18 protein-coding genes are annotated in these 24720 nt (G+C 52.8%); 5 read left to right on the top strand and 13 right to left on the bottom strand.

Annotation, left to right across the window (positions count from 1 at the left end):
* Nucleotides 1-447: 447 nt before the first annotated feature.
* Entirely contained in the window at nucleotides 448-2928 is a 2481-nt protein-coding gene (locus tag ACOQPU_RS26570) for a valine--tRNA ligase (RefSeq protein WP_420642847.1), read from the top strand.
* A 54-nt stretch (nucleotides 2929-2982) separates the two neighbouring features.
* On the opposite strand, the gene ACOQPU_RS26565 is transcribed toward ACOQPU_RS26570, so the two are convergent.
* The 5 genes from ACOQPU_RS26565 to ACOQPU_RS26545 all read right to left on the bottom strand — a co-directional run bounded on the left by ACOQPU_RS26565 (nucleotide 2983) and on the right by ACOQPU_RS26545 (nucleotide 7037).
* The gene (locus ACOQPU_RS26565; RefSeq protein WP_420642846.1) at nucleotides 2983-3648 is read right to left on the bottom strand and encodes a cytochrome c biogenesis protein CcdA; all 666 of its coding nucleotides are present in this window, start codon (nucleotides 3646-3648) and stop codon (nucleotides 2983-2985) included.
* A 283-nt stretch (nucleotides 3649-3931) separates the two neighbouring features.
* Nucleotides 3932-4684 carry an SCO family protein gene (locus tag ACOQPU_RS26560; RefSeq protein ID WP_420642845.1) on the bottom strand — a complete coding sequence of 251 codons (753 nt, stop codon included), beginning with the start codon at nucleotides 4682-4684 and terminating at the stop codon, nucleotides 3932-3934.
* Nucleotides 4685-4946: 262 nt separating this feature from the next.
* On the bottom strand, nucleotides 4947-5459 hold the full coding sequence (locus ACOQPU_RS26555; RefSeq protein ID WP_420642844.1) for a dihydrofolate reductase: 513 nt from the start codon (nucleotides 5457-5459) through the stop codon (nucleotides 4947-4949).
* Between the two features lie 43 nt (nucleotides 5460-5502).
* The gene (locus tag ACOQPU_RS26550) at nucleotides 5503-6111 is read right to left on the bottom strand and encodes an NUDIX hydrolase N-terminal domain-containing protein (protein ID WP_420642843.1); all 609 of its coding nucleotides are present in this window, start codon (nucleotides 6109-6111) and stop codon (nucleotides 5503-5505) included.
* A gap of 131 nt (nucleotides 6112-6242) precedes the next feature.
* Nucleotides 6243-7037 (bottom strand): thymidylate synthase, encoded by a 795-nt coding sequence (locus ACOQPU_RS26545; RefSeq protein WP_420642842.1) that lies wholly within the window; start codon nucleotides 7035-7037, stop codon nucleotides 6243-6245.
* A gap of 194 nt (nucleotides 7038-7231) precedes the next feature.
* Here ACOQPU_RS26545 and ACOQPU_RS26540 point away from each other — a divergent pair, with 194 nt between their 5' ends.
* On the top strand, nucleotides 7232-10300 hold the full coding sequence (locus ACOQPU_RS26540; protein WP_420642841.1) for a hypothetical protein: 3069 nt from the start codon (nucleotides 7232-7234) through the stop codon (nucleotides 10298-10300).
* A gap of 93 nt (nucleotides 10301-10393) precedes the next feature.
* Nucleotides 10394-10813 carry a SufE family protein gene (locus ACOQPU_RS26535; protein ID WP_420642840.1) on the top strand — a complete coding sequence of 140 codons (420 nt, stop codon included), beginning with the start codon at nucleotides 10394-10396 and terminating at the stop codon, nucleotides 10811-10813.
* A 78-nt stretch (nucleotides 10814-10891) separates the two neighbouring features.
* Here the strand turns inward: ACOQPU_RS26535 and ACOQPU_RS26530 are convergent, their stop codons facing one another.
* Nucleotides 10892-11935, bottom strand: a complete 1044-nt coding sequence (locus tag ACOQPU_RS26530) for a LiaI-LiaF-like domain-containing protein (RefSeq protein WP_420642839.1) — start codon at nucleotides 11933-11935, stop codon at nucleotides 10892-10894.
* Between the two features lie 473 nt (nucleotides 11936-12408).
* Between ACOQPU_RS26530 and fusA the strand changes: the two genes are divergently transcribed.
* Nucleotides 12409-14475 carry an elongation factor G gene (gene fusA / locus ACOQPU_RS26525; RefSeq protein ID WP_420642838.1) on the top strand — a complete coding sequence of 689 codons (2067 nt, stop codon included), beginning with the start codon at nucleotides 12409-12411 and terminating at the stop codon, nucleotides 14473-14475.
* 72 nt (nucleotides 14476-14547) lie between these two features.
* Here fusA and ACOQPU_RS26520 read toward each other — a convergent pair whose 3' ends face one another.
* The 7 genes from ACOQPU_RS26520 to ACOQPU_RS26490 form a co-directional block, all read right to left on the bottom strand.
* Nucleotides 14548-16611, bottom strand: a complete 2064-nt coding sequence (locus tag ACOQPU_RS26520) for a hydantoinase/oxoprolinase family protein (RefSeq protein ID WP_420642837.1) — start codon at nucleotides 16609-16611, stop codon at nucleotides 14548-14550.
* A 63-nt stretch (nucleotides 16612-16674) separates the two neighbouring features.
* The gene (locus ACOQPU_RS26515; protein WP_420642836.1) at nucleotides 16675-17622 is read right to left on the bottom strand and encodes a hypothetical protein; all 948 of its coding nucleotides are present in this window, start codon (nucleotides 17620-17622) and stop codon (nucleotides 16675-16677) included.
* 59 nt (nucleotides 17623-17681) lie between these two features.
* Complete coding sequence (locus ACOQPU_RS26510; protein WP_420642835.1) at nucleotides 17682-18671, bottom strand: DUF7544 domain-containing protein; 990 nt, start codon at nucleotides 18669-18671, stop codon at nucleotides 17682-17684.
* 134 nt (nucleotides 18672-18805) lie between these two features.
* Nucleotides 18806-20395, bottom strand: a complete 1590-nt coding sequence (guaA, locus tag ACOQPU_RS26505; protein ID WP_420645876.1) for a glutamine-hydrolyzing GMP synthase — start codon at nucleotides 20393-20395, stop codon at nucleotides 18806-18808.
* Nucleotides 20395-21405 carry a phosphotransferase gene (locus ACOQPU_RS26500; protein WP_420642834.1) on the bottom strand — a complete coding sequence of 337 codons (1011 nt, stop codon included), beginning with the start codon at nucleotides 21403-21405 and terminating at the stop codon, nucleotides 20395-20397. The genes guaA and ACOQPU_RS26500 overlap by 1 nt, the downstream gene beginning before the upstream one ends.
* Nucleotides 21406-21482: 77 nt before the next feature.
* Complete coding sequence (gene xpt / locus ACOQPU_RS26495) at nucleotides 21483-22055, bottom strand: xanthine phosphoribosyltransferase (RefSeq protein ID WP_420642833.1); 573 nt, start codon at nucleotides 22053-22055, stop codon at nucleotides 21483-21485.
* Between the two features lie 265 nt (nucleotides 22056-22320).
* A complete protein-coding gene (locus ACOQPU_RS26490) occupies nucleotides 22321-23304 on the bottom strand; it encodes an IS110 family transposase (protein ID WP_420642832.1) in 984 nt (327 codons plus the stop codon).
* Between the two features lie 393 nt (nucleotides 23305-23697).
* Here ACOQPU_RS26490 and ACOQPU_RS26485 point away from each other — a divergent pair, with 393 nt between their 5' ends.
* On the top strand, nucleotides 23698-24630 hold the full coding sequence (locus ACOQPU_RS26485; protein WP_420642831.1) for a polyprenyl synthetase family protein: 933 nt from the start codon (nucleotides 23698-23700) through the stop codon (nucleotides 24628-24630).
* Nucleotides 24631-24720: the final 90 nt, after the last annotated feature.

Below are 24720 nucleotides of genomic sequence, written 5' to 3'. Positions count from 1 at the left end.
CCTTGCCCGCAACGGCCGTTTCCCCTTATAATCTCCCCACAACAAAATAAACCATCATCTCCGGGAGGAGTAGCTGGCAACGAAGCTGACAGGAAAGATGAGGCCATGCAAGCGAGCTTGCATGACTGAAAGCCTCCACAGCAAACGCCCAGCGAAAGTCGCCCGGATTGATTACCGAAGAAATTTGCGGAATTTCATTCCACTAAAAGTAGACCGGTACGGGTAAGCCCGTTACAGCGCAATCCTGATGTTGGTCAGGAAAAAGTGTGGCCCTTAGCCTGGGAATTCACCCCCAGGAGCCAAAAAGAGGTGGTACCGCGGAATCAAGCCCATTTCGTCCTCAACGGATGCTTTGGGCTTTTTAGATTCTGGCCATAGAGAACACAGAGGTTTTTGAGGCTTTTCTCTTTTTCCTCTGTGACCTCTGTGGCAAAATTGGAGGTAATTATGTCTTTACCCAAGCGGTACAATCCCAAAATGGCCGAACCTGCTCTGCTGGCCCAGTGGCAGGCGGACGGCACCTATCATTTTGATCCCAATTCAGATATGCCCGTGTTCAGCATCGACACGCCACCGCCGTCGGTGTCTGGGCATTTGCATTTGGGGCATGTGTACTCTTACAGCCAAACCGACTTCATTGCGCGGTTCTTTCGGATGAACGGCCGTAATCTGTTCTACCCCATGGGCTTCGATGACAACGGCCTGCCCACCGAAAAGCTCATCGAGCGACAGGAAAATGTGCGTGCCAGCGACATTGGGCGGCAGGCGTTCATCGACCTCTGCTTGAAAGTGAGCGAGGAAACCGAAGACAAATATCGTGAGCTGTGGCAGCGGTTGGGGCTTTCGATTGATTGGCGTTACACCTACCGTACCATTGATGACAACTCGCGGCGGCTGGCGCAGTGGTCCTTCCTAGATTTACACCGCAAGGGGCTGGCCTATCGGCAAAAATCACCCGCTATCTGGTGTCCGGAATGCCAAACAGCCATCGCTCAGGCGGAGCTTAACGATTTGGAGCGTGAAAGCATGTTTTACACGCTGGCCTTCACGCTGGCAGATGGCAGCACCCTGCCGATTGCCACCACGCGGCCGGAACTGCTGCCCGCCTGCGTAGCCGTGTTTGTGCATCCTGAGGACGGCCGTTTCACCCCCTACCTCGGCCAGCAAATAACCACGCCGTACACAAACAAAAAGGTTCCCCTGCTGGCTGACCCCGCTGCCGAACCAAACAAAGGAACGGGGGCAGTCATGTGCTGCACCTTTGGCGACCAGGCCGACGTAACCTGGTGGCGCACCCACAACCTCCCCCTCATAGAAGCGATTGGTGCAGACGGCCGTCTCACCCAAGCCGCTGGTTCCGATTTAGCTGGGCACACCACCACCGAAGCCCGCCAAATCATCATTGCCAAATTGCAGGAAGCAGGGGAGCTGCTGAATGAGGAGCAAATTAGCCAGCACGTACGCACCCACGAACGCTGCGATACGCCTGTTGAGTACCGCGTAGTGTCGCAGTGGTTTATCCGGCTGCTCGATTTTAAGGATGAGCTGCTGGCGCAAGGTGAAATAATCAACTGGCAACCAGCTCACATGAAGCTGCGCTACCGACAGTGGGTGGAAAATCTAGCCTGGGATTGGTGTATTTCCCGGCAGCGTTATTTTGGCGTACCCTTTCCGACTTGGACCTGCGCCAATTGCGGCGAAACGATTTTGGCTGATGAGGCTGATTTGCCCGTTGACCCATTGGCTGAACGGCCGTCTCACCCATGCCACAACTGTCAATCCACCAAATTCATCCCAGAAGCGGACGTGATGGACACGTGGGCTACCTCATCGCTGACCCCTCAGATTGTGGGTCAGTGGCAAGTGTCAGATTCGCTATACGAACAAACGTATCCATTTTCGCTACGGCCGCAGGCGCATGAGATTATTCGTACCTGGGCCTTTTACACCATCGCCAAATCGTGGCTGCATTTTGGTACCCTGCCCTTTAAATCGGTAGCAATTTCTGGCTGGGGTTTGGCACCGGCTGGCGAAGGCAAAATCAGCAAGAGTAAAAAGAGCAGCGTGGCCGCCCCACTGGAGATGATCCAACAATATTCGGCCGACGCGGTGCGCTACTGGGCGGCCAGTACGGGCTTGGGCAAAGATGCCATCATCAGCGAGGAAAAAATTCAGGCTGGGGCAAAGTTGGTGAACAAGTTGTGGAATGTGGCACGGTTTTGCAGTCGGTTTTTGGGAGATCGGAGATTAGAGATTGGAGATTATTCTTCAAGCCAACCAATCTCCGATCTCCAGTCTCCAATCTCTTTCACTTTGGCGGACAGATGGCTGCTGGCTAACACGCAGCAGCTCATTGAGCGCACCACGAAATTGTATGAGCAGTACGATTACGCCACGGCAAAAAGTGAAATTGAGCACTTTTTCTGGCAAATTTTGGCAGACAACTATCTGGAGATGGCCAAGCTGCGGCTGTACCAGGGCGGCGCGGCCAGCGATGGGGCGCGGTATGCATTGCATCACGCGCTGCTAACGACAATTAAACTGCTGGCACCCATTTTGCCCTTCGTAACGGAACGCATTTACCAGGGGATGCTTGCCGCAAATGAGGATTCAGATTCGATTCACAATTCGGCCTGGCCTGTGGGAAACGAGGCCTGGTGGGATGAAACGGCCGTAACCCACGGCAATCAGCTTGTAGAAATTGCAACGGCCGTGCGCCGCTACAAAAGCGAGCAAAATCTGTCGCTGGGCGCAGAGCTAGCCAGCCTGCGCCTGCACACTGACGATGCCGAACTTGCCGCACACCTGCAAACGGCCGTCACCGACCTCACCAGCATCACGCGGGCAAAAGAGATTGTGTTAGATGGGGAAATTGAGGATGTGTTGGTGGGAAACGGCCGTTGGCAGCTAAGTATCCAGGCCACATAGAAGTAGCCACCAGGTGACAGGCACTTTGAAAGTGCCTGTCACCTTTTTACGCTTTTACAAATTCGGGATCACGTCTACCCACAGTCCAAAAATGCCAATGGCTACCAACAGCACCCCAGAGATGCGGGTGAGCAGCTTGTAATTTTGCCCCAGCCAGCGAGTAAATTTGCGCTGGAACGGCATGGCAATGAACGGCAGTAGCACCAGCGGCCAACCAAAGCCAATGCCAAAGAACAAAAAGTAGCTCAGGCTGCTAGACAAGCTAGCTACGCTGCCTGCTCCCAGCAAAAAAGCACTCACAATCAGCGGACCCGTGCAAGGGAGCGTCATCGGCCCTAGCATCAGGCCATACACATACGCTCCCGCATACGGATTGCTCAATACGGGCGTTTGGGAGACCGCCAGCCGGTTAAACGGATTACGCCCTGTCAGCATGAGTAGCCCTAGCAAAATGACGACCGCGTAGATAATGGGCAAAATAATGGGGAGAATGCTGCCAAAACTTTGCTGCAGCAGGTACAAAATTAGGCCAACCAGCAGCATCATGCTGAGTACACCCCCCAGTACGAGCAACCCCAACCATTTGGTGGCCGTTCGGGCGCGTTTATTTTGGGCGTTACCTGCCAGGTAAGCAATCAAACCCGGATACAGCGGCAAAATACAAACATTGGTGAGAATAGCGCTGTTGCCCAACACAAACGCCTCGATCAATTGGCTCATTTTTCAAACTCTCTTCTTGTAGCCGCGGATTCTTTCCGCGCAGAAAGATGTCGGTTACTGTAGTCTCGTACCCATGAAATCTCGAAATAATCGTACCCCTCTTCTCTGGCATAATGACGCGAGTCACATAGCTTGCGCCAATTATGATCGTAAGCCAATCGGCGTTATGTTTGTCATTTGGGTAATCGCTCTACTTCTTACTCTGGTGCATGGGTACGATAATCTCAATACAATAGGGGTACGTGACTACAAGACCTGACAAGAATCTGCGGCTACGAGTTGGTTACCCTTGGGAAGCAGCTTCGATGCGTTGCAGAAGCTGATCTGGCTCTTCAAAGCCGGTTTCTAAGTCAGTTGTGGTGCCATCCGGCCGAATAATGAAGCTGGGTGTGGACGGAGGATTGGTAACTGTTTGCCCGAAGGTATCTGCCAAAGAAACGAGTGCTTCTGGCGTTAGCACGGCAAATGCCCAATGGAAGTCAGTTTCATCGGTGTAGCTGGCCAAATTCTCGTTGCTCAGTCTGGTTTCCACGCTGAGACTCACAAAAATCACATCCTCGGTGTCCCCCAACGCAGCGCGGGCTGCAGATACGTTGCCCAATTGGCGGCGGCAGTTGGTACACCAGGTTGCCATCGGCTCCACAAAGACGGTTTTGCCAGCAAAATCGGCAAAGGTGAAGGTGTCGCCTGTGCGTACATCGGTGAGCGTCGTCGTCATCCACAGAGGCAAATCGCTCATGGCGGCTTCGTCGGCCATCTCTTCGTCCATCGCCTCGGCCTCATCCATCGTCTCTTCTAGCTCAGCCATCCCTTCGTCGTGATCTGTCATGGCTATATCGTCATCCATAGACTCGTCTTCCATCATTTCTTCATCGTCCATGGATTCATCCATCATTTCTTCAGAATCATCTGCCATTTCTTCAGATGCGGATGTGTCGGTGGTGCCGGGTTCAACGGCCGTTTCCTCCGCCGCGCCCCCACATGCCACCAGTAACAAGGCCAGAAAAAGTAAAGAATAAAGTTTCCAATTCTTCATTGTGTGATTCTCCTCAATTGATTTACTTTATGTAAATCACAAAAAGTATCTTGATAAAAATGAGCCGCGATATTGTGATTTACTCAGGTAAAAGCCAAATAAGCGCTCAATCTAATTTAAGATATTTGTTGGCTTTTACATAAATTGCAGCTTAAGTGATGCTGCCAGCTTAGAAATTAGCTCGCAACAATTAACACCAGCTTTTCAAATGATTACAGATTGATTACAAAACAGTGTAGGGGAACTTACAAAATTGGATTGGCTACTCATCCCGCTCTAAAATGAGCCAGGTAAAGGCAAAATTGTGCTGCTCATCAGCAGGGTGGTGTTCGCGGTAAGTTTCGCGCCAGTCAAACCAATCAAGTTCAGGGAAAAAGGCATCCCCCCCTAGCTCTGCTTCAACCAGCGTGAGGTAAATCCGTGTCGTTTGAGACAGCAGTTGGGCATACAAATTCGCCCCGCCGCCAATAATAATCTCCTGGGCATCGCCTGCCGCATCCAGTGCAGCTTCAATCGTGTGGACAACCGTCGCGCCAGGTGCTTGGTAGAGCAGATCGCGCGTCAGGACGATGTTATGCCGCCCCTTGAGCGGCCGAAATTTGGCCGGAATAGATTCATATGTCTTGCGCCCCATGATGACGGGCTTGCCCATTGTCTGCTGCACAAACCACTGCATATCATCTGGCAAGCGCCAGGGCAGCCCGTTGTCCGCCCCAATCAGGCAATTTTTGTCCATCGCTACGATGATTGCTATGGTTGGATCGTGTAGGTTCATATTCTCGGCCTCAGGGATTGGAGATTAGAGATTGAATCACAGCCTAATCTGATATGGCGGGCAACAAAGTTTTTGATTGCCACATTTTATGAGCGGCACGGGCGTATTTGTCGTGGTTTGGATGCCAATGTTCCACTTCGTCCAGAGACCAATAGCGCAAATCGCTGCCCTCGTGGGAAAGTTTGAGTTCGCCGCCGATAATCTTGCAAAGATGAACCACGGCAATCATCGTGTGCGGCCCGTTTTTGGCGCTGGCCTTGCGGGTAAACACGCCAACAAATTGCTCTACTTCTACCTCTAAACCAGTTTCTTCACGAACTTCGCGGATTGCGGCATCAATCGGCCGTTCATTCGCTTCTACCCAGCCACAGGGTAAGCACCAGCCGCTACCATCTGCCCGTTCCATCAACAAAATTTCGCCTTTCTCGTTGAAAACGGCCGCATCCGCCCCAACTTTTGGGGTAATGTAGCCAGTTTCCTGAGCAAAACGCTGTTTAAATTCCACACCGGGCAGTTCGGTGAGCAGCTCAAAGTTTTCAGCAGCCAACTGCAACAAACGCTCGTATCGCTCCCGATCATACAATCCGGAAGTGAAATGCAAGCCAGTTCGGGCAATTGATTGAATTTCGTTCAAAAGTGAAACTATATCCATGCTAAATCTTCTCGTATATTCAAATCCACAAAATCCATCCTCCATTTGTCATTCCGAACGAAGTGAGGAATCCTTCTATCTACGTCAATGAAAGATTCCTCGTTGCCTCGGAATGACAGTGGCAGCGTTTGCTAAACAGCAATTGGGGCTTTGATGGTGGGGTGGGATTGATAATTGACGAGCTCAAAATCGTTGTAGCGGAAGGCGAACAAGTCAGTAACCTCTGGATTGAGGTGCATTTGAGGAAGTGGGAAGGGGTCGCGGGAAAGCTGCAATTGTGCCTGCTCCAAATGATTGAGGTACAGATGGGCGTCACCCAGCGTGTGAACAAATTCGCCGGGTTCGTAACCCAGCACCTGGGCCATCATGAGCGTCAGAAGGGCGTAGGAAGCGATGTTGAAAGGCACGCCGAGGAAAATGTCGGCGCTGCGCTGGTAGAGCTGGCAAGAGAGCTTGCCGTCGGCTACGTAAAATTGGAAGAGGCAGTGGCAGGGTGGCAGTGCCATTTGGTCAATATCGGCCACGTTCCAGGCGGAGACAATGTGGCGGCGGGAGTCGGGGTTGTGTTTGAGACTGTGGAGGACTTCGGAGATTTGATCGACGGTACGGCCGTCTCCACCCAGCCATGACCGCCACTGAAAGCCATACACAGGCCCCAGCTCACCATCTTCATCCGCCCACTCATCCCAAATGGTGACTTTGTTTTCGTGCAGGTAGCGAATATTGGTTTCGCCGCGTAAAAACCAGAGCAGTTCGTGGATAATCGAGCGGAAATGGAGCTTCTTAGTGGTCACTGCTGGAAAGCCATCAGCCAAATCAAAGCGCATCTGGTAGCCAAACACGCTCAGCGTGCCCGTCCCCGTACGATCTTCCTTGCGAACACCGTTATCTAACACGTGTTGCATCAAATCCAAATATTGTTTCATCCTGCCCCTCTTTTTTTAACGCAGAGGCGCAAAGACGCAGAGAAGAATTGAGAGAATCTGCGTAATCTGCGTAATCTGCGGATAAACTCTTTTGACGCGGGAGTATAGCACAAGGGAAACGGCCGTCCGTAAAAAAGTTGTGCAGAAAATTGCTTGTTGCGATTTTTTAGTCGTCTCGCGTACAATGCGTGCCAATGACCGCTGAGACACTCAACCAACGAAAATTGCGCCAGGCCATCGAAGACGCTTTTGACGAAAGCGAACTGCGAACGCTCTGCTTTGATCTCAAAATTGATTACGAAGCATTGCCGCCTGGCAGCAAGGTGGACAAGGCACGGGAGCTGGTTGCGCTCTGTTTGCGAGAGCAGCGGATTGACGAGCTAATCTCGCTATGCGAAGAAAAGCGGCCTAGAGTAAACTGGCGGGGGATGATGGCAACGGCCGTTTCCGACGAAGAACCGCCATTCATGGGATTGAAATATTTTGACGCCGACCATGCCGATCTCTTCTTTGGCCGCGAAACGATCACTGCCGAGCTAACGGATCATCTACAACAAAACAACTTCCTAGCCGTCGTTGGCGCATCTGGCAGCGGAAAGTCTTCGTTGGTGCGTGCAGGGCTGGTGCCTGCCTTGCAAAATGCGCAGCCAAACGCAAAAATTCACATCTTCACGCCTACAGACCATCCGCTGGAAGCGTTGGCCACCACGCTGACCCGCCATACTGATTCCGTCGGTGTAACGGCGAAATTTATTGACGCCATGGCCAGCGATCCCCGCAGTTTGCACCTGGCAGCCCGCCGGTTGGTGAATGAGGGCGAACAGCTCCTACTGCTCATCGACCAATTCGAAGAGTTGTTTACCCTGTGCCGATCAGAAAACGAGCGACGAGCCTTTATGGATAATTTGGTAACGGCCGTATCCAATCTCAACGGCGAAACCAGTAACCGCCCCACCCGCGCTGTCATTGCCCTGCGTGCCGATTTTTACCATCACTGCGCCCAATATGATGCCCTCCGCCGCCTGCTAGAAACACAGCAGCGATACATCGGTGCGATGAATCCCGCCGAACTACGCCGTGCCATCGAACAACCAGCCCAACAAAACGGCCTCACCTTTGAAGATGGCCTGGTTGATTTACTGCTGCGTGACGTGGGCGCAACAGGTGAACAAACGCCAGAACCGGGTGCACTCCCCCTGCTCTCCCACGCCCTGCTGGAAACGTGGCGGCGGCGCGAGAGCAAAACGCTCACCTTTAGCGGCTACAGTGATGCGGGCGGTGTGCAGGGTGCCATTGCCAAAACGGCCGAATCTGTCTACGCACAAAAACTGACACCTGCCCAACAAAATATCGCTCGCAGCATCTTCCTGCGCCTCACGGAGCTGGGAGAAGGCACGCAAGATACCCGCCGCCGCGCCCTCATCAGCGAACTATTGCCCACCAACGCTGCCGCAGTTGAAACGCAAACTGTCCTCAATTTGCTCTCGGCAGCACGGCTGGTGACGACAGATGAAGAAACGGCCGAAGTGGCCCACGAAGCCCTCATCCGCGAATGGCCCACGCTGCGCCGCTGGCTGGATGAGAACCGGGACGGCCTGCGCCTGCACCGCCACCTGACGGAATCCGCCCAGGCGTGGCAGCAGCTCAACCGTGATTCTGGCGAGCTGTATCGCGGCGCACGACTGGAACAGGCCCAGGAGTGGGCCGCTCAGCACAACGACGAGTTGAATGATTTAGAGCGGGAATTTTTGGTAGCGAGCGTTCATGCCGTTGAGCATCGCGCCCGCAGCGAGCGGTTGACCCAGATTCTAGGCATAAGTGCTTTGGTGATAATCTTAGTCGGTGCCGTCGTAGCCAGCATCGTTTTTAGTCGGCAGGCTGAGGATAATCGTGAATTGGCAGAAACGGCCGTTGCTGGACAATCAACGGCCGTTGCCGCTGGCGAATTAGCCCTTGAAAGTACATCCGATGCGCTTGCGGCAGCAACCGTTAATGCGCAAGCTACCGTAGACGTCGGGGCAAATGCCACCAGAGAGTTCTTGGCAGATGCAACCGCAACGGCCGTTTTGTTAAACCAAGATGAGGATGCGGACAGCTTAACGCTGATTCAGGAAGAAGAATTAGGCACCGACCCCACTATCCCCGACACGGATATGGATGGCCTTCTAGATGGTGTAGAAGTCGCATTAGGCACAGACCCCAATCATATTGATACTGATCGTGACCTGTTAATTGACGGCATAGATAACGAGCCATTTCGGCCATTTATTTTAGCTCCTTTTGGAATTCCTGATGAACCCGGCACGTTTGAGCTAGAACAAGTCTTCGTTCTCGATAATATCTTTATCGCCGATGAAGACAGGCTACCACTTTACGGACTCTCTATGTCACCTGACAATGCCAGAATTGCGGCTAGCAGCTTTGCAGCAGGTACAAACACTACCATTTATCTTTGGGGAACCGATGGTTCGATGTTGACTCCTTACGATACAGGCATGGAAGCACCTGTATGGGATACAGCGTTCTCGGAGAACCGCATATTTGCGGCGGTTGGTCCTGAAATTCAAGCACTCGATCTTAGTGCCCCGGACGTAGGCTGGAACTCGGTCCCAGGCGGAGGATATGGTAATAACAATCTTTACAGCGTAGACATCTCTGCCGATGCTACTTACATCTTGTTTGGTGGTCAGGCAGTTTGGGATTTCAGGCAGATCGTTGGGCGAGAAGTACGCTCAATTAAGCGCGAGTCACAAAATGAAGATACGAATGTCCAAAATTTTGTTTCCTATTTTTCTTATGATGGGAACTTCTTTGGTCGTGTCCGTGATGATGGATCCGTATTTTTGGGTGAAACGTTTGAGCGTGGCTTTGCACGGCCGTTCAACAAAAGTGCCGATGGTGCCTACGACATGGGCGTGACCTCCGATGGCAATATTTTGATGGTGGGATATGAAAACGGCCGTGTTGAACTGTACGACTACAGCGACGGACGTGGTGGCCCACCACTGATTCATGGGTTGGACGCCCACCCCAGCTTTGCCCGCGCCGTCTTTTCACCAGATGACACAATCATCGCCACCAGCAGCCCGGAAGACAGTGTTGTGCGCTTGTGGCGAACCGATGATGGCGCACCGCTGCTGGAACTTGATGCCGAAGCCGATGGCGTTACTTCGCTGATTTTTTCACAGGATGGTCATTACCTGCTTTTTGGCACCACAGCTGGGGAAGTTCACGTGTACGGAATGCCAGAAGTTGAGCGGTGATGGGCCCAGGACTGGCAGTCCTGGTTGCTCCGAAAGTTAGTTGCTTTTTAATTAGGACTGCCAGTCCTTGAATAGTTGGCTAGAATAGAAAGTATGAGCAATTTACCAGAAAGATTAGAAGAAATCATTGAAGATTTTAGCGTGTGTGTTGGCCAGGAAAAGCTGGAATATTTGCTAGAGTTTGCCGAAAAACTGCCGCCTGTACCGGATCACATTGACACCAGCGACGCCAACAAAGACGAGGTTCATGAGTGCATCTCCCCCGTCTTTATCTTCCCGGAATGGCAAAACGGTAAAATCTTTTACCACTTTGACATCCCCGAAGAAGCGCCTACCGTGCGCGGCTTCGCCTCTGTGCTACAAGAGGGCATCGGCTGGACCACCCCAGAGGAAATCCAAAGCATTCCGCTCACGTTTTATTTGGGGATGGGTCTGCAACAGGTGCTCACGGGGCAGCGTTTGAATGGCATTACGGCCGTTCTCGCCCACATGCAGGCACTCAGTAAACAGTAGCCAGCGGTCAGTATTCAGTAAACTGACCCACTGACTATCGACCTACTGAATACTGACATATTGAACACTGAATACCGTCTATCGTCCCCTTGGTTGCGTAATCGCAATGGAGCCAGAGCCGCCATCAATAATGATTAGCAAACTATTGTTGCTGTTGGCCTCGTAGTTGGGGGTTTGCCAGACACCATCGTCGCCGTCCCCAGAAATTCGTTCAAAGCGATCATCCAGCGAAATGCGCCCGGAACCGCTATCAACCTCTACTCGCGCCTCCATGTTGGGCGGCAAGAAGAGGTCCATCGCCCCAGAGCTGCCGTCAATTTCTATCTGGTGACGGCCGTTTGGCGGCAACGTCATCACCAATTTGCCAGACCCGCCATCTATGTCAATTTCAGAGGCACCACCAGGTAACTGCACATTTGCGGCCCCAGAACCAACATCTACTGCCAATTCCTGAATCGTTAACCTGCCCAACATCAAATCGGAAGCACCAGACCCCAAATCAACGGTTAGGTCCATGGGGACATCCTGGTTAAGACCAATTTGCCAGGGCGGCTCTTGGTTGCTGAAAGAAAAGCCGCTGTTCCAAAAGTTCGCACTGCCCTCGCCCAACGACACATTAGCTTCAGAACCACGCATCGACTCCTGAAACTGGAGCGGCCCCACCATGCTCATGGTACCTTCCAACAGATTTTGGCTGCCATCCAACGCGGCAACATCAGCCCCCAAGGCACCAAAATCCAGATAAATTTGGGCAGAATCTGCGCCCTGCATGGGAACGGCCACACTTTCTGAACGATATTCAGCCGAGGATTGCAAATTAAACCGCTCCAGGAACGGAACCTCAACCCCAAACAGCAGCACTGCCCCAAACAGGCCAACGGCCACTAAGCTAACAATACCGCTCAAAAAAGTGCCAAACGGCCGTCTCACCTGCTGTACCAAAATATTTAGCCCCAGGAAGATGAGCAACAGCGGCCAAAGCTGGAACGCCAATCCCCAATTAAGGCCAGACACTATTCCTAGATTGCTCAGCAAAAAGTAAACGCCCAGCCCAATCAAAAATATCGGCCCAAATAAAGAACGGCCGCTTTTTCGTGTACGACTTCGTTGTAAATCATCCATAACCAAAACCTCCAAATGTCAAAACTTCGACAATGATACACCGTTATTTACCCAATACGCAGCACCGAAACGGCCGTTGCACTGTTTTGACAACTGTCCCCTTTTCCAATAAAATCACCGCCGTTCCCTGCTGCTCCGTCAAGCAATTTTCATTTGGTAGAAAACCAGGGCGGAACAGTGAAGCTGAAGCAAATTTGTGTGCCTACTCTGCCATAAAGCAAGTTGCTTTAGTAACAGAACCAAATCAAGAAAGGATCCACCCACTTGATTTCCCCGGTCAGGTGGCGGTTACCAAACCATCATTGATACGCTTTACGCACAAACTAGCCAATTCCCCAAACGCATCAATCCACTGGTCTCGTCACCTGCTTAAAAATATCTATAGAATATGTAAAAAGCGAGAGTTATGGCTTTGTTCTTTTCAAGAACTTCCTCGCATTTACATAAACCAAAATCCAAGAGGTTTTTAACGAATGAAAGAGTTTAAGACAGGACAAATCCGAAACATCGCCCTCATCTCACATAACGGTGCGGGCAAAACGACCCTAGTTGAGCGGATGCTGTTCAATACCGGCGTCACTACCCGCATGGGAGATGTGCAAAGCGGTACGGCCGCTATGGACTTTGAGGAAGAGGAAATCAGCCGCAACAGCTCCATTGCCACCGCACTGGCTCCTATTGAATGGAAAGATACCAAAGTTAATGTGCTGGATACACCTGGCTACGTAGACTTTATTGGTGAAGTGAATGCGGCCCTGGCCGTTGCCGAAGGTGCAGTTGTGCTGGTAGAAGCCGTTTCTGGTGTAGAAGTTGGCACAGAAATTGTGTGGGGCGAAGCAGAAAGACGCAATTTGCCGCGCCTGGTCGTCATCAACAAGATGGATCGGGAAAATGTACGTGCCTCTCGCGCCTTCCAGAGCATTCAAGATAACCTGAACGGCAACTTTATTCCCTTACAGCTCCCCATTGGAGAAGGCACTAACTTCAAAGGCGTGGTCGATTTACTGTCGATGGAAGCCCGCCTGGGAGAAAAAGACGAGCGTGGCCCCATTCCCGACGACCTGGCCGATGCGGCCGAAGAAGCCCATCTGGCCATCGTTGAAGCTGCTGCCGAGGGAGATGACGCCCTCATGGAAAAATATTTTGAGGATGATGGCCTGTCGGATGAAGATATTATTCGTGGCCTCAAACTCGCCATTCAGCAAGGGTCGGCCATCCCCGTCATCTACAGTGCGCCCCAGGCCAACATCGCCGTGGTGCCGTTGATGAATGCTCTGGTGCGCCTCTTCCCCGCACCCAATGAAAACGACGGGTTCTCGGCCACCAACGCCGCTGGCGACGAGGTGATCCATCCGGTAGACGACAGTTCCCCATTGGCTGCCTTCATTTTCAAGACCAGGGAGGATCCGTACGGCCGTATGAGCTACATTCGCGTTTATGGCGGCATTTTGGAGTCAGACAGCCGCATTTGGGATACCTTAGGTGACAGCGAAGTTCGGGTTGGTACCCTGCAAGTGCTTACCGGTAAGGACCAAACGGCCGTTGCCAAGCTCCACAGTGGCGACATCGGTGCCGTCGTAAAATTGGGTGATGCCCACACCAATGCCACCCTTTGCGATAAAGGCAATAAGCTGCAAATGGCGCATATCGAGCAGCCCAATCCGATTGCGCAGGTTGCCATCCATCCCGTCTCTCAATCAGATGTGGCTAAGCTCAGCCAGGCACTCAACCGCCTTACCACAGAGGACACCACGCTGAAATGGTACACCGAAACGGCCACCCACGAAACGATTCTCTCTGGCATGGGCAACACCCATCTGGACATTGCCGTCAAAAAGGCAGAATCCAAGTTTGGCGTGCATTTCAACACCACCATTCCCAAAGTCCCTTACCGGGAAACAATCACCAAGACCAACTCTTCTGAGTACACCCACAAGAAGCAGTCTGGTGGTGCCGGGCAATACGCTCGCGTCTTCCTGCGGGTCGAATCTATGGACGATGATGCCGAATTTGAGTTTGGCTCCGAGATTTTTGGTGGCGCAATCTCAGCCCCATTTGTAGCCGCAACGGAAAAAGGGTGTCGGCAAGCATTGGAATCCGGCCCAGTGGCGGGGTTCCCCGTCGTTGGCGTGAAAGCAATTGTGTACGACGGTAAGGAACACCCCGTAGACTCGAAGGAAATTGCATTCCAAACGGCCGGACGTGAAGGATTCAAGAAAGCGATGCTTGGCGCAGGCCCCGTGCTGCTGGAGCCAATCTACGAAGTGTCCGTGACTGTTCCCTCAGACAACATGGGTGATATTTTGGGTGACATGAACACCCGCCGCGCCCGCGTATTGGGAATGGACCAGGAAGGCACCAAGAGCATTGTGAAGGCAGAGGTTCCCCTGGCTGAAATGCAAACCTACACGGCCGACTTGCGCTCCATGACGCAGGGACGCGGCGTGTTTGGGATGAAATATTTGCGCTACGGCCGCGTGCCCAACCACCTTCAGGCAGACATCATCGCCAAAGCCAAAGCTGCCGAGGAAGAAAACTAAAGCCGGTAATCAGTAGTCGGTAATTTACTATTCAGTGAAAGGGTGGCCCTCCAATGGGTCGCCCTTTTTTGTTCAGAAAGAGGAAGTTAAAACCAAATTGTGGAACTGGTCTACGGCCGTTTCCCAACTCGGTGAAATCACAATCGTTGTATCGTACTGAAACACTATCGCGGGGCCGTTGAACTGGTGACCAGGGCGCAATTTTTCTCGACTGTACAGGCTGGTTGTATACGGCCGTTCCTCGAACCAAACTGTTTTTTCACCAATCAATGCTGTGCTGGGATCTGGGTTACCTAATGGTTCCTGTTGAATTGCTGGTGGGTCAACGGGCGCAACGGCCGTTACTCGCAGCGTCACCACCTCCAGTAACTCATCTTCTGGCAAACGATAGCCATACCGTTGCTCATGAGCAGCATGGAATAACCCGCTCACGGCCATTTCACCCGCTTGCCAGGGAATCGTTAATTCATGTGACTGCCCCTTGTACCGCACGTCTAGCCGATAACGCAGCGCAATGGCCGATTTGGTATACCCCTCGGCAACCATCTCTGCCATAGCGCGGTCTGTCAATGGTGCGGCCTGCGCTACCAGCCATGCCTCATCTTCCTCACGCCACTCCTGCACGGTGCGCATCACCGTTTGCGAGTAATCTTTGGTGGGCGCAGCCGCCAACATCCCCAAAGCAGAGAGCACGCCGGGGATTGGCGGGATCAGCACGCGCGGAATTTGCAGGCTTTCGGCCAGTTCACAGGCGTGCAGCGGCCCTGCCCCGCCAAAAGGCAGCAGCGTGAAGCGGCGCGGATCGTGGCCACGCTCTACAGAAATACGCCGAATAGCCCGCTCCATGTTGGCATTGGCCACCTGAATGACGCCCCAAGCGGCCGTTTCCACATCGGCCACATTCATCGCTTTAGCCAGGTCATTCATGGCCTCACGTGCCGCCCCCAAGTCCAACCGCATCGTCCCACCCAAAAAATTGTTCGCATCCAGGCGACCAAGCACCAGGTTGGCATCTGTGACGGTGGGTAGGGGTTTGGGATTTGGAGATAGCTTAGTCTCTAATTTCCAATCTCCAATCTCGTCTTTGGTACGGCCGTAACAAGCTGGTCCCGGCCACGCCCCCGCACTCTCTGGCCCCACCTGCAATGCGCCCCCCACATCCACGCTGGCAATGCTACCACCACCGGCACCAACCGTGTGAATGTCGATGATGGGCAGGCGCAGTGGCAAGCCAGCAATCTCGCCGCTGGCTGTGGTGGGCAGGCGGCCGGGGCAAAGGGCTACATCGGTGCTGGTACCGCCCATGTCGAAGGTGATGATTTCGGAGAAGCCAGCCTGCTCCGCCACAAAACGCGCCCCCACCACGCCCCCGGCCGGGCCAGATAGCACCGTTCTAGCCGCCTCACTGCCTGCCGTCTCAGCGGAAATGATGCCGCCGTTGCTCTGCATCACCGAGAGGCGGCGCGGCTGTACGCCAGCAGATAAGCGGCGCAGGTAGCGTGTCATCAGCGGGGCGACGTAAGCGTTAATCACCGTCGTCGCCGTGCGCTCATATTCGCGGTATTCTGGCAAAATATCGGAAGAAAGGGAAATGTGCAGCGTATCACCCGCCTGTGCCCACAAAAATTGGCGGATTCGCCGTTCGTGCTGCGGCTGTAAAAAAGAAAATAGTAGGCAAATAGCGACCGATTCGATCTGCTCCGCTTGGAGCGTTTGCCAGATATCGGGCAAATCCTCCACGTTCAGGGGATAGAGCACTTCACCGCTGGCGGTGACGCGCTCGGCTACTTCCAGCCGCCAGCGGGCAGGCACCAGCGGCGGTGGCTTTTGCGGCACCAGGGCGTAAATATCGGGTCGGTTTTGCCGCCCGATGGCCAGCACGTCGGCAAACCCTTTGGTGGCGATGAGGGCCGTCCGCGCTCCTTTGCGCTCTAGCAGGGCGTTGGTGGCTACCGTGCTGCCGTGTACGATATCGGCCGTTTCCGGCACCCTCATCGTCTCTATTCCCAACAAAATCGCTGCCGAGGGGTCCTGCGGGGTACTGAGCTGCTTGTGGATTTGGGTACGGCCGTCTGCCCCCAGCCATACAAAATCAGTAAACGTTCCCCCCGTATCTACACCCAACCGCTGCGCCATACTTTCTCCACCGGTGGCTAGTGGCTGGTTAAGAGTTGCTAGTACAGCACTCGCCACCAACAACTAACCACTATCAACCAAATTTTTATGCGCCAGCGTCCAGGCGATAGCCACAAAAGCAGTGACACTGCCGCGCACCAGCCAGACGGCAAAAGTGGTTAGCAGCAGTGCCAGCCAGGACGTTGCTTGCAGGGCGATTGTATCTGAATTGGTGAGAGGCGTCAGCCAGGTGAGCAGCGGCGAGGTGATAAGGTTGAGTGCGCCCAAAAGCAGCGTTTGCCCACCCCACAGCATCACAATGAGCACAAACAGATCGCCAAAGTTTTGCCGGATGCGCTGCCACGTTTGGCGTACGGCCGTTTGCCCTGCCACTCCCTGCAAAACCGCCTCCCGAAACGTGAGCAGCCGGAACCAAAAGGACGCTAATCCCACTGGCATAAGCAATACCGCCAAACCAATGATGCACATGAGTCCCAGCCCGGTAGTGGCAAAAACAGTGCCTGCACTCGGCTCGCTGGTGGCAAAACTAGCCAGCACTAAGGCCAAAATTAAGACAGCCGCCAGCATGAGCAAAGCGATGAGAAACCAGGGGAAAAAGACGAGCAGATCAATCGCCAAGAAGCGACCCAGCCAGGCCTGCCCCTGGCGCAGCGACCGCCACAGGTTGATTGGTTGGTTGGGTTCGGTGGTAGCAACGGCCGTAATAATCCCCGCCTCCACCATGAGAGCAATGAGCCAAACCAGCACAAACTGGCCAAAAGCAAGCAGCAGCCCCCGTAAAAAGAGCTGCTGCATTGGCGCAATTGCGCTAGCAATCTCACTGCTAAACAGCAGTGACTCAACTGTTTGAATATCCGTTAGCTGGGCAAAATCCAGCGTGATCAACTGCCCCAGCCACAGCCGCCAACCCGTACCAAACAAGCTGCTCAAGCTCATCCCTAACCCCAACCAAAGCAGGAACGGGTGCTGCCGCAGCAGCTTCCAGGAACGCGAGAGTAAGTCAGGGGTCATAGCGCTTATCGGTACTCGGTTAAGAGCGCTCTGTCAAGGTGTCAAGTCCTGAATACCGATTACTGATTACCGATTACCGCTTTTTGGCCCCCATCTTTTTGCACAAAATGTTGGTAAGCCAACGTAACCGTGGCCGACCGATAAGCCGTAAGAACGGAATTTACGGCCGCACCAGCCAACCCCAAACAAATACCACCAAATGCCAGCGTGATAATTTCTGTCATGCCAAAATCAATCTGATTGCCCTGGATAAGATCAAACAGCACAGGCCCAGCCGCCAAAAAGGCCAGCGGAATCATGACAACCAGGGATACCAAACCCACCAGGAACCCCAGCACCAAAAAGGCAATGGCCAACAAGAAGATGTCCCCCAAGTTTTGGCGCAGCACATCCCAGCCATGCCGAATGCTGTCAACAACGCCAAGCTGTTTGAGCATCAAGCCACGCTGGGCAAACGGCTGAACAAAGGTCACAATGAGGCCCAAAGGGATGAGCAAACAGGCCAAAAGCCCTCCACAAACCGCCAAAAGGCTTATGGTGCCGCCCATTGCATCAGAAATATTGCCACCGTTTTGAAAAATGGAAAAGCCAACATAGGCAAAACCGCCGCCAATCACCAAGCCAAAAAGGATAAACGGCAGGTTAAGAAGAAGATTTAGCCCAACCAAGCCGCCAATCCGAGCCACACCCGCTGAAAATGCAGTACCGAAGCTCATTTTTTCGCCTACCTCGATGCGGTCTACGGCTTCAATAAGGCCACCCTGGGCGGCCAGACGAATCAGCCAGAAGACGATGCCCAAAATGAAGAAGAAGCAAACCAGACCAAGAACTAGCCCGCCAAAATCTGTCCAAAACGTGTTAAACTGATCGATTATTTCCGGGGGAAATGGTTCAGATGAGGAGCTGCCAGACGGTACGCTGAAATTAAAGTTGCCGTTGCCACCACCACCGCTGCCGCCACCCAAAGCGGCCAAAAACCCTAAAATAAAGAGGAACTTATTTTGCCAAACAATCTCCCAGCCACGCCGGAAAAGCTGCCCGAAATCCATTGAAACACCTCCTAAACGCTGTGCATTTTGAAATTAGAAACTGGAGACCACACGCTTAAATGTCCGATCTCCAATCTCTTTGAAAGTCACCAAAATCTATATACCGTTACGCAAATAACGGCCGTTCCGTTGCACTATTCCCACTCGATCGTCCCCGGTGGCTTGGAGGTGATGTCTAGAACAACCCGGTTCACGCCAGCGACCTCGTTGACGATGCGGCGGCTTACCTTCGCCAGCAGATCGTAGGGCAATCTGGCCCAATCTGCCGTCATGAAATCCTCGGTGGTGACGGCACGCAGGGCAATCACTTCCTGGTAAGTACGGCCGTCGCCCATCACCCCCACACTCTTCACCGGTAGCAGCACCGCAAACGATTGCTGCGTTCCCGCGCGTAACATCTCCGCCTGGCGCAGCTCATCTACAAAGATGGCATCTGCCAACCGTAGCCGCTCCAACCGCTCCCAGGTAATCTCCCCCAAGCAGCGAATAGCCAGCCCTGGCCCCGGGAACGGCTGCCGCCAAACAATGCTGTCTGGCAAGCCCAGTGCCGTGCCGACCGTCCGCACCTCATCCTTAAAAAGCTCGCGCAGCGGTTCCACCAACTCAAAATCTATATCATCCGGCAAGCCGCCCACATTGTGGTGCGTTTTGATGACGTGGGCATCCTTTTTACCCTTGCCCGCGCTTTCAATCACGTCTGGGTAGATGGTTCCCTGCGCCAGAAAATCGATCTGCCCCAGTCTGTCGGCCTCGCGCTCAAAAATCCGCACGAACTTTTCGCCAATGATGCGCCGCTTCTGCTCAGGCTCGGTGACACCTGCTAATGCTTCCAAATATTCTTCCACAGCATTCACGGCAATCAGATTCATTCCCTGCTCCTGCTGGAATGTTTCCACCACCTGCACGGCTTCGTTCTGTCGTAACAAACCGTGATCTACAAAAATGCAGGTGAGCTGCTCGCCAATGGCTTTGTGAATGAGCGCAGCCGCCACGGCCGAATCTACTCCACCACTAAGGCCAAGCACAACACGGCCGTTCCCCACCTGCGCCCGAATTAACGCCACCTGTTCATCAATGAAGTTTACGGGCGTCCAATCGGCACCACAGCCACAAATGTGGTGGACAAAGTTGCTTAAAAGCTGTGCCCCCTGCGTCGTATGGACCACTTCTGGATGAAACTGTACCGCGTAATACCCTCTCGCTACGTCAGCCGCCGCCGCAAACGGTGAATTGTCTGAATGCGCCAACGGCCGAAAGCCACTTGGCAAAGCCTCTACCTTATCACCATGACTCATCCACACCTGCTGGAGATTGGAGATTGGAGATTGGAGATTAGTTGGTTCATTCTCCAATCTCCAATCTCTAAATAACGGATCGTCTGTTTGATCGACAGTTAATATCGCAGGGCCATATTCTCGATGCTGACTATACCCTACCTTTCCGCCAAAACGCCTGGCCAAAAGCTGCATGCCGTAACAAATGCCTAGTACCGGCAAGCCACTGTCAATCACGTAATCTGGCAAGGTCGGTGCGCCGTCGTCGTAAACGCTGTTAGGGCCCCCGCTAAGGATGAATCCTTTGGGCTGGTAAGCCATCACCTCAGCCGCTGGCGTAGACCAAGAAACGAGGCGACTGTACACCTTCGCTTCACGCACCCGTCGGGCAATAAGCTGGCTATATTGTGAACCGTAATCGAGAATAATGATCGTATCGTGGGCTGTTATCAACTTATATGCCTCCTGGAGTTGATGGCAATGTCAATTGTCCGGTTGGGCAAGAAATTGGACGCTAAATTGCGATACGATGTTTCCCGAACGTCACCACCTTCAACAGATAAAAATATTTGTTCACAATAGACGGCAATGTCCTGAATAATGCGTTCACAGCGATAATATTCTAGCAGTTCATACATTATCTTAGTTGAGCCATACCCTTCGTAAAAAAGTGCTTCTTCGCGCGGTGTGTGCCAGATATTGCCTAACCCCGCGCCAACAAACATCAAACCCCTCTCTTTGGGTGCCAAAATGGGATCGTCCCAATCCACGATGTAGAGTACGCCACTCTCGCTGATGAGTAAATTCCAGGCGTGAATATCGCTGTGACAAAGGACATTTTGCTGCGGCCGTTTCTGCACAATTTGGGCTAACTGTTCCGTATGCGCTACCAATCGAGCCACGCTCGCCTGCTGCTCGGTCAGGAAAGTCGCCATTTTACGCGCCACAGGCTCCTCAAAGAGTTGCTCCTGAATTTGCTGCATGAATTTTGTAACCATTTGCCGCCACTTGGGCGAGTAGGTTTCCCTTGGGATTGATTTGGCAAGGGATTGTGGCAGTACGGCCGTATGCACCTTCTTCAACGCCCTGCCAAACTGCCGCCACAGGGCATCCGTCAGAGGCACATCATACGCATCATGTCCATTGATGAAAGGGTAAAGCATCACCTTGTAATCAGCCAAAGCGACCCACAGCGTGCCTGATTTTGTTAGGCATGGTGAAATCAATTCGCTAACTCCCTGCTCAAGCAAAAATCGAGGCAAGGTTACAGAGGTTTCCTTAAACAGGCCGCTTCTGAGTTTGAGAAAGTAAGGTTCCTGCGCTGGTGTGATAAGACGGTAAACGGCCGTATTCATATCCGCCCCCAACGGTAAAAATGAAATCTCACGCACCTTCAACCCAAATGCATCCTGCACACAGGCCACAATGGCTTCATCAGCAACAGTAGGCTTTTCAAGCATTTTTTTACTTTGCCACAGAGGGCACAGAGGAATTAGAGGTTTTCTCTTTCACCTCTGTGTCCTCTGTGGCCAAATTCTTAAGCGAGTTGGATACGGCCGTCTGACATATCGACAATCGCTACGGCTGAAAAGATTGGCACGTCCCAATCCGCCAGCATATCGCGCCCACCTTCAAACGTTTTTTCCACCACCGTGGCAATGCCCACCAGCGTCGCCCCGCTGCTTTGCACAATGCGCGCCAGGGCGGCAATAGTACGCCCAGTGGCCAAAAAATCGTCCACAATCAAGATTCTGTCCTCTGAATGCAAAAATTCTGGAGACACCATCAACGACACCACGCTACCCTTGGTGTGGCTAGGTGCATTTTCCACATACACAGGTTCCATCATCGTGATTGGTTTCTTTTTACGGGCGTACACCACAGGAATGTTGCCCAACGCTTTACCCGTCATTGCCGCTGGAATCAAGCCACTCACTTCGGCGGTGAGCACCCGTGTCGGCTTGGTATCCGCAAACTGTGCGGCAATCGTCTCGCCAATCTGCTCCATCAAGATTGCATCAATCTGGTGGTTCAAAAAACTGTCAATTTTGAGGATGCCCCGCCCCAAATTTTGCCCTTCTTGCTCAATTCTGCGCTTTAATGCGTCCATTCACCTCTTCCTCACTGCAAATTCAAATATTGGCCACAGAGACCACAGAGATTTTTTGAGGAGAAGGTTTATTTCTCACAACTCGCTCATCCCTCTGTGGCTGTTTTGGATAGATTCTTAAGCGAAAATTATTGAAAACGGCCGTACCGCCAAACAGGACTATACTCTAGAATGAATGGCCGACATTCACATTGCCAAACAAATAATATCTTATATCATCATAAACAGGCGAAAATACGGTGCCACAGAGATACCGTGATAAAAATCAAGTGGTACCCTGCAGATTAACAAGATAATTAGGGTCAAACGGCCGTCGATGCTTCAAAACACCAAAAGCCAAATGAACCAGTTTTCGCATCGCTGCCCCCACAATCGTCATGCGGCTCTTGCCCTTGGCGGTCAACCTAGCGACGAGTGCCTGGACAATTGGATTGTGACGCATCGCTGACAAGGCAGGCATATACATCACAGCGCGAAAACGACGATTGCCTATCTTAACCAAACGGCCGGGTCGATGAATGGATGAGCCTGAGTGGTGTTTGCGTGGCGATAGCCCGGCATAGGCTGCCAACTGTCCAGCGGACTCAAACCGGGTTACATCAGGGACTTCGGCCATGAAATTGGCAGCGGTGATGTCACCAATACCAGGAATCGACGTCAACAACTCATGTTGTTGGCCAAGGTCAGGGTCTTGGTCAATTAGGTCACGCATTTGCTGTTCAATCTCAGCAATCTGGTCGTTAAGAAAAGCAATATGGGCAGCAATGTTGGTCAGAACGGTCTCAGAGGTGAGACCAGATTGTTGCCGATTCAGTTCTCGGGTTCGGTCAGCTTTCAACGTTTCCAAACGACGAGACAGGGCTTGCAGCTCCTGCACCTCTGGCGATGGCGGTGCCCATAGGCTTGGGTTTTGGGTGGCACAGAAATGGGCAATCACCTTGGCATCTTGCTGGTCTGTTTTATTGCGTTGAAGCTGGCTCTGGCCATAGGCTTTGATGCGAGCTGGGTTGACCACACTCACAGCATAGCCACATTTGTCTAAGTACATCGCTACCCCTTCACCGTATCGACCCGTGGCTTCAAGGCAGACATGAACCCCTTTGGCCTTTTGCTTCTTGAGCCATTTAGCCAACCGTCGCCAGCCGTCTTTGTCGTTGCTGAAGCTGCCTGTTTTGTAGCGACCTGTTTGATAGAGAGCGACATCTAGCTTATCTTTAGAAATATCGATACCAAGGCTCATCGTTAACATCGGTTCCATCCTTGAGGGTTAACTCTATCCAGCGAACCTTCTTGCGAATTCAAGCTCAACCCTGAAAGTGGCTTTAGATACCGTTCGTCCTCTTGATAGAGTATGCAGCAGGGGCGTTAATCTCTGTGCCGAGTTTGATGACTTTGGTCACAAATGAACATCACCCTGCTGCTTGAGAAGTAATCTGTATACGCTGATTATCTCTCATTTTCAATCATACAAGGACACAGAGGGTTTAGAGATATTTCTCTTTTTTCTCTGTGTCCTCTGTGGCCAATAATTAGTTTAAGAGGTTGCGATAATTTTCACAATTCCCTTGACGCCGCTCTGACTCTATTTTATAATTCACATATCGTTCAAAAAAAATTGAAAGTTGTGAACAAGGTAAATCTTATGCTAAATAACATTGTGCAAGAAGGACTGGAAGCAGTAGAAAAACAGTTGCGAGACATCGTAAGCAGCGACGTGGATGTGCTGCAAGATGCCGGATTGCACATCATTCAATCTGGCGGCAAGCGGCTACGGCCGCAGCTAGGCATTTTGGCATATCTGGCTGCTGGTGGACAAGACATCCAGCGCGTCATTCCCATGTCTGCCGCCATCGAGATGGTACACACCGCCACCCTCGTTCACGACGACATCAACGACCACAGCACCACGCGGCGCGGGCAAATTACCGTCCACGCCCGCTGGGGGCGCACCTTTGCCCTACTGGCTGGTGACTACCTCTTCACTAAGGTCTACGAGATGATGGCCCCTTACCCGTCAGAGTACAACGTCATCATGGCCACCGCCACCACCAAACTGGTAGAGGGCGAAACGCTGCAGGCGGCCGCCGCCAAAGCGGGTGATATGGACCGCGAAACGTACAAAACCATCATCAGCCGCAAGACGGCCAGCCTGTTTGAAGCCGCTGCCCGTATGGGTGCCATGCTGGCCGATGCCGACGAAGATACGATAGAAGCGCTCGCCTCCTACGCTTACAACCTCGGCCTCACCTTCCAAATTGTGGACGACATTCTGGACATCATTGGCGACCCAGAGACGCTGGGCAAGCCCGTTGGCACCGACATCGCTCAAAATCGGGGCGTGATGGCCGCGCAAAATGGCGGTTTGGCCGTGAAAGAAGCCGTCGCCGAAATAGAAGACGACCCCATTGCCCGCATGATGGCCAACCTGCGCGAATCCGGTGCGGTAGAAATTGCCAGGATGCAGGCGGAAGAAACGGCCGTACGCGCCCGCACCGCCCTGGCCAACCTCCCCTCATCCCCCGCCCGCACCGAAATGGAAACCCTCATCGAAATGGTGCTGGACCGACAAAACTAGACCCCCCCCCTAACCCTCCCCCGACGGGGGAGGGAACACCAACCTCCCCTCCCTCCGGGAGGGGATTAAGGGGAGGGAGATTTCCACCCA

Source organism: Candidatus Leptofilum sp. (assembly GCF_965223285.1).
Taxonomy (GTDB): domain Bacteria; phylum Chloroflexota; class Anaerolineae; order Promineifilales; family Promineifilaceae; genus Leptofilum.
The sequence above is the reverse complement of the archived record's forward strand: the minus strand, read 5'-3'. Positions and strand labels throughout refer to the sequence as shown.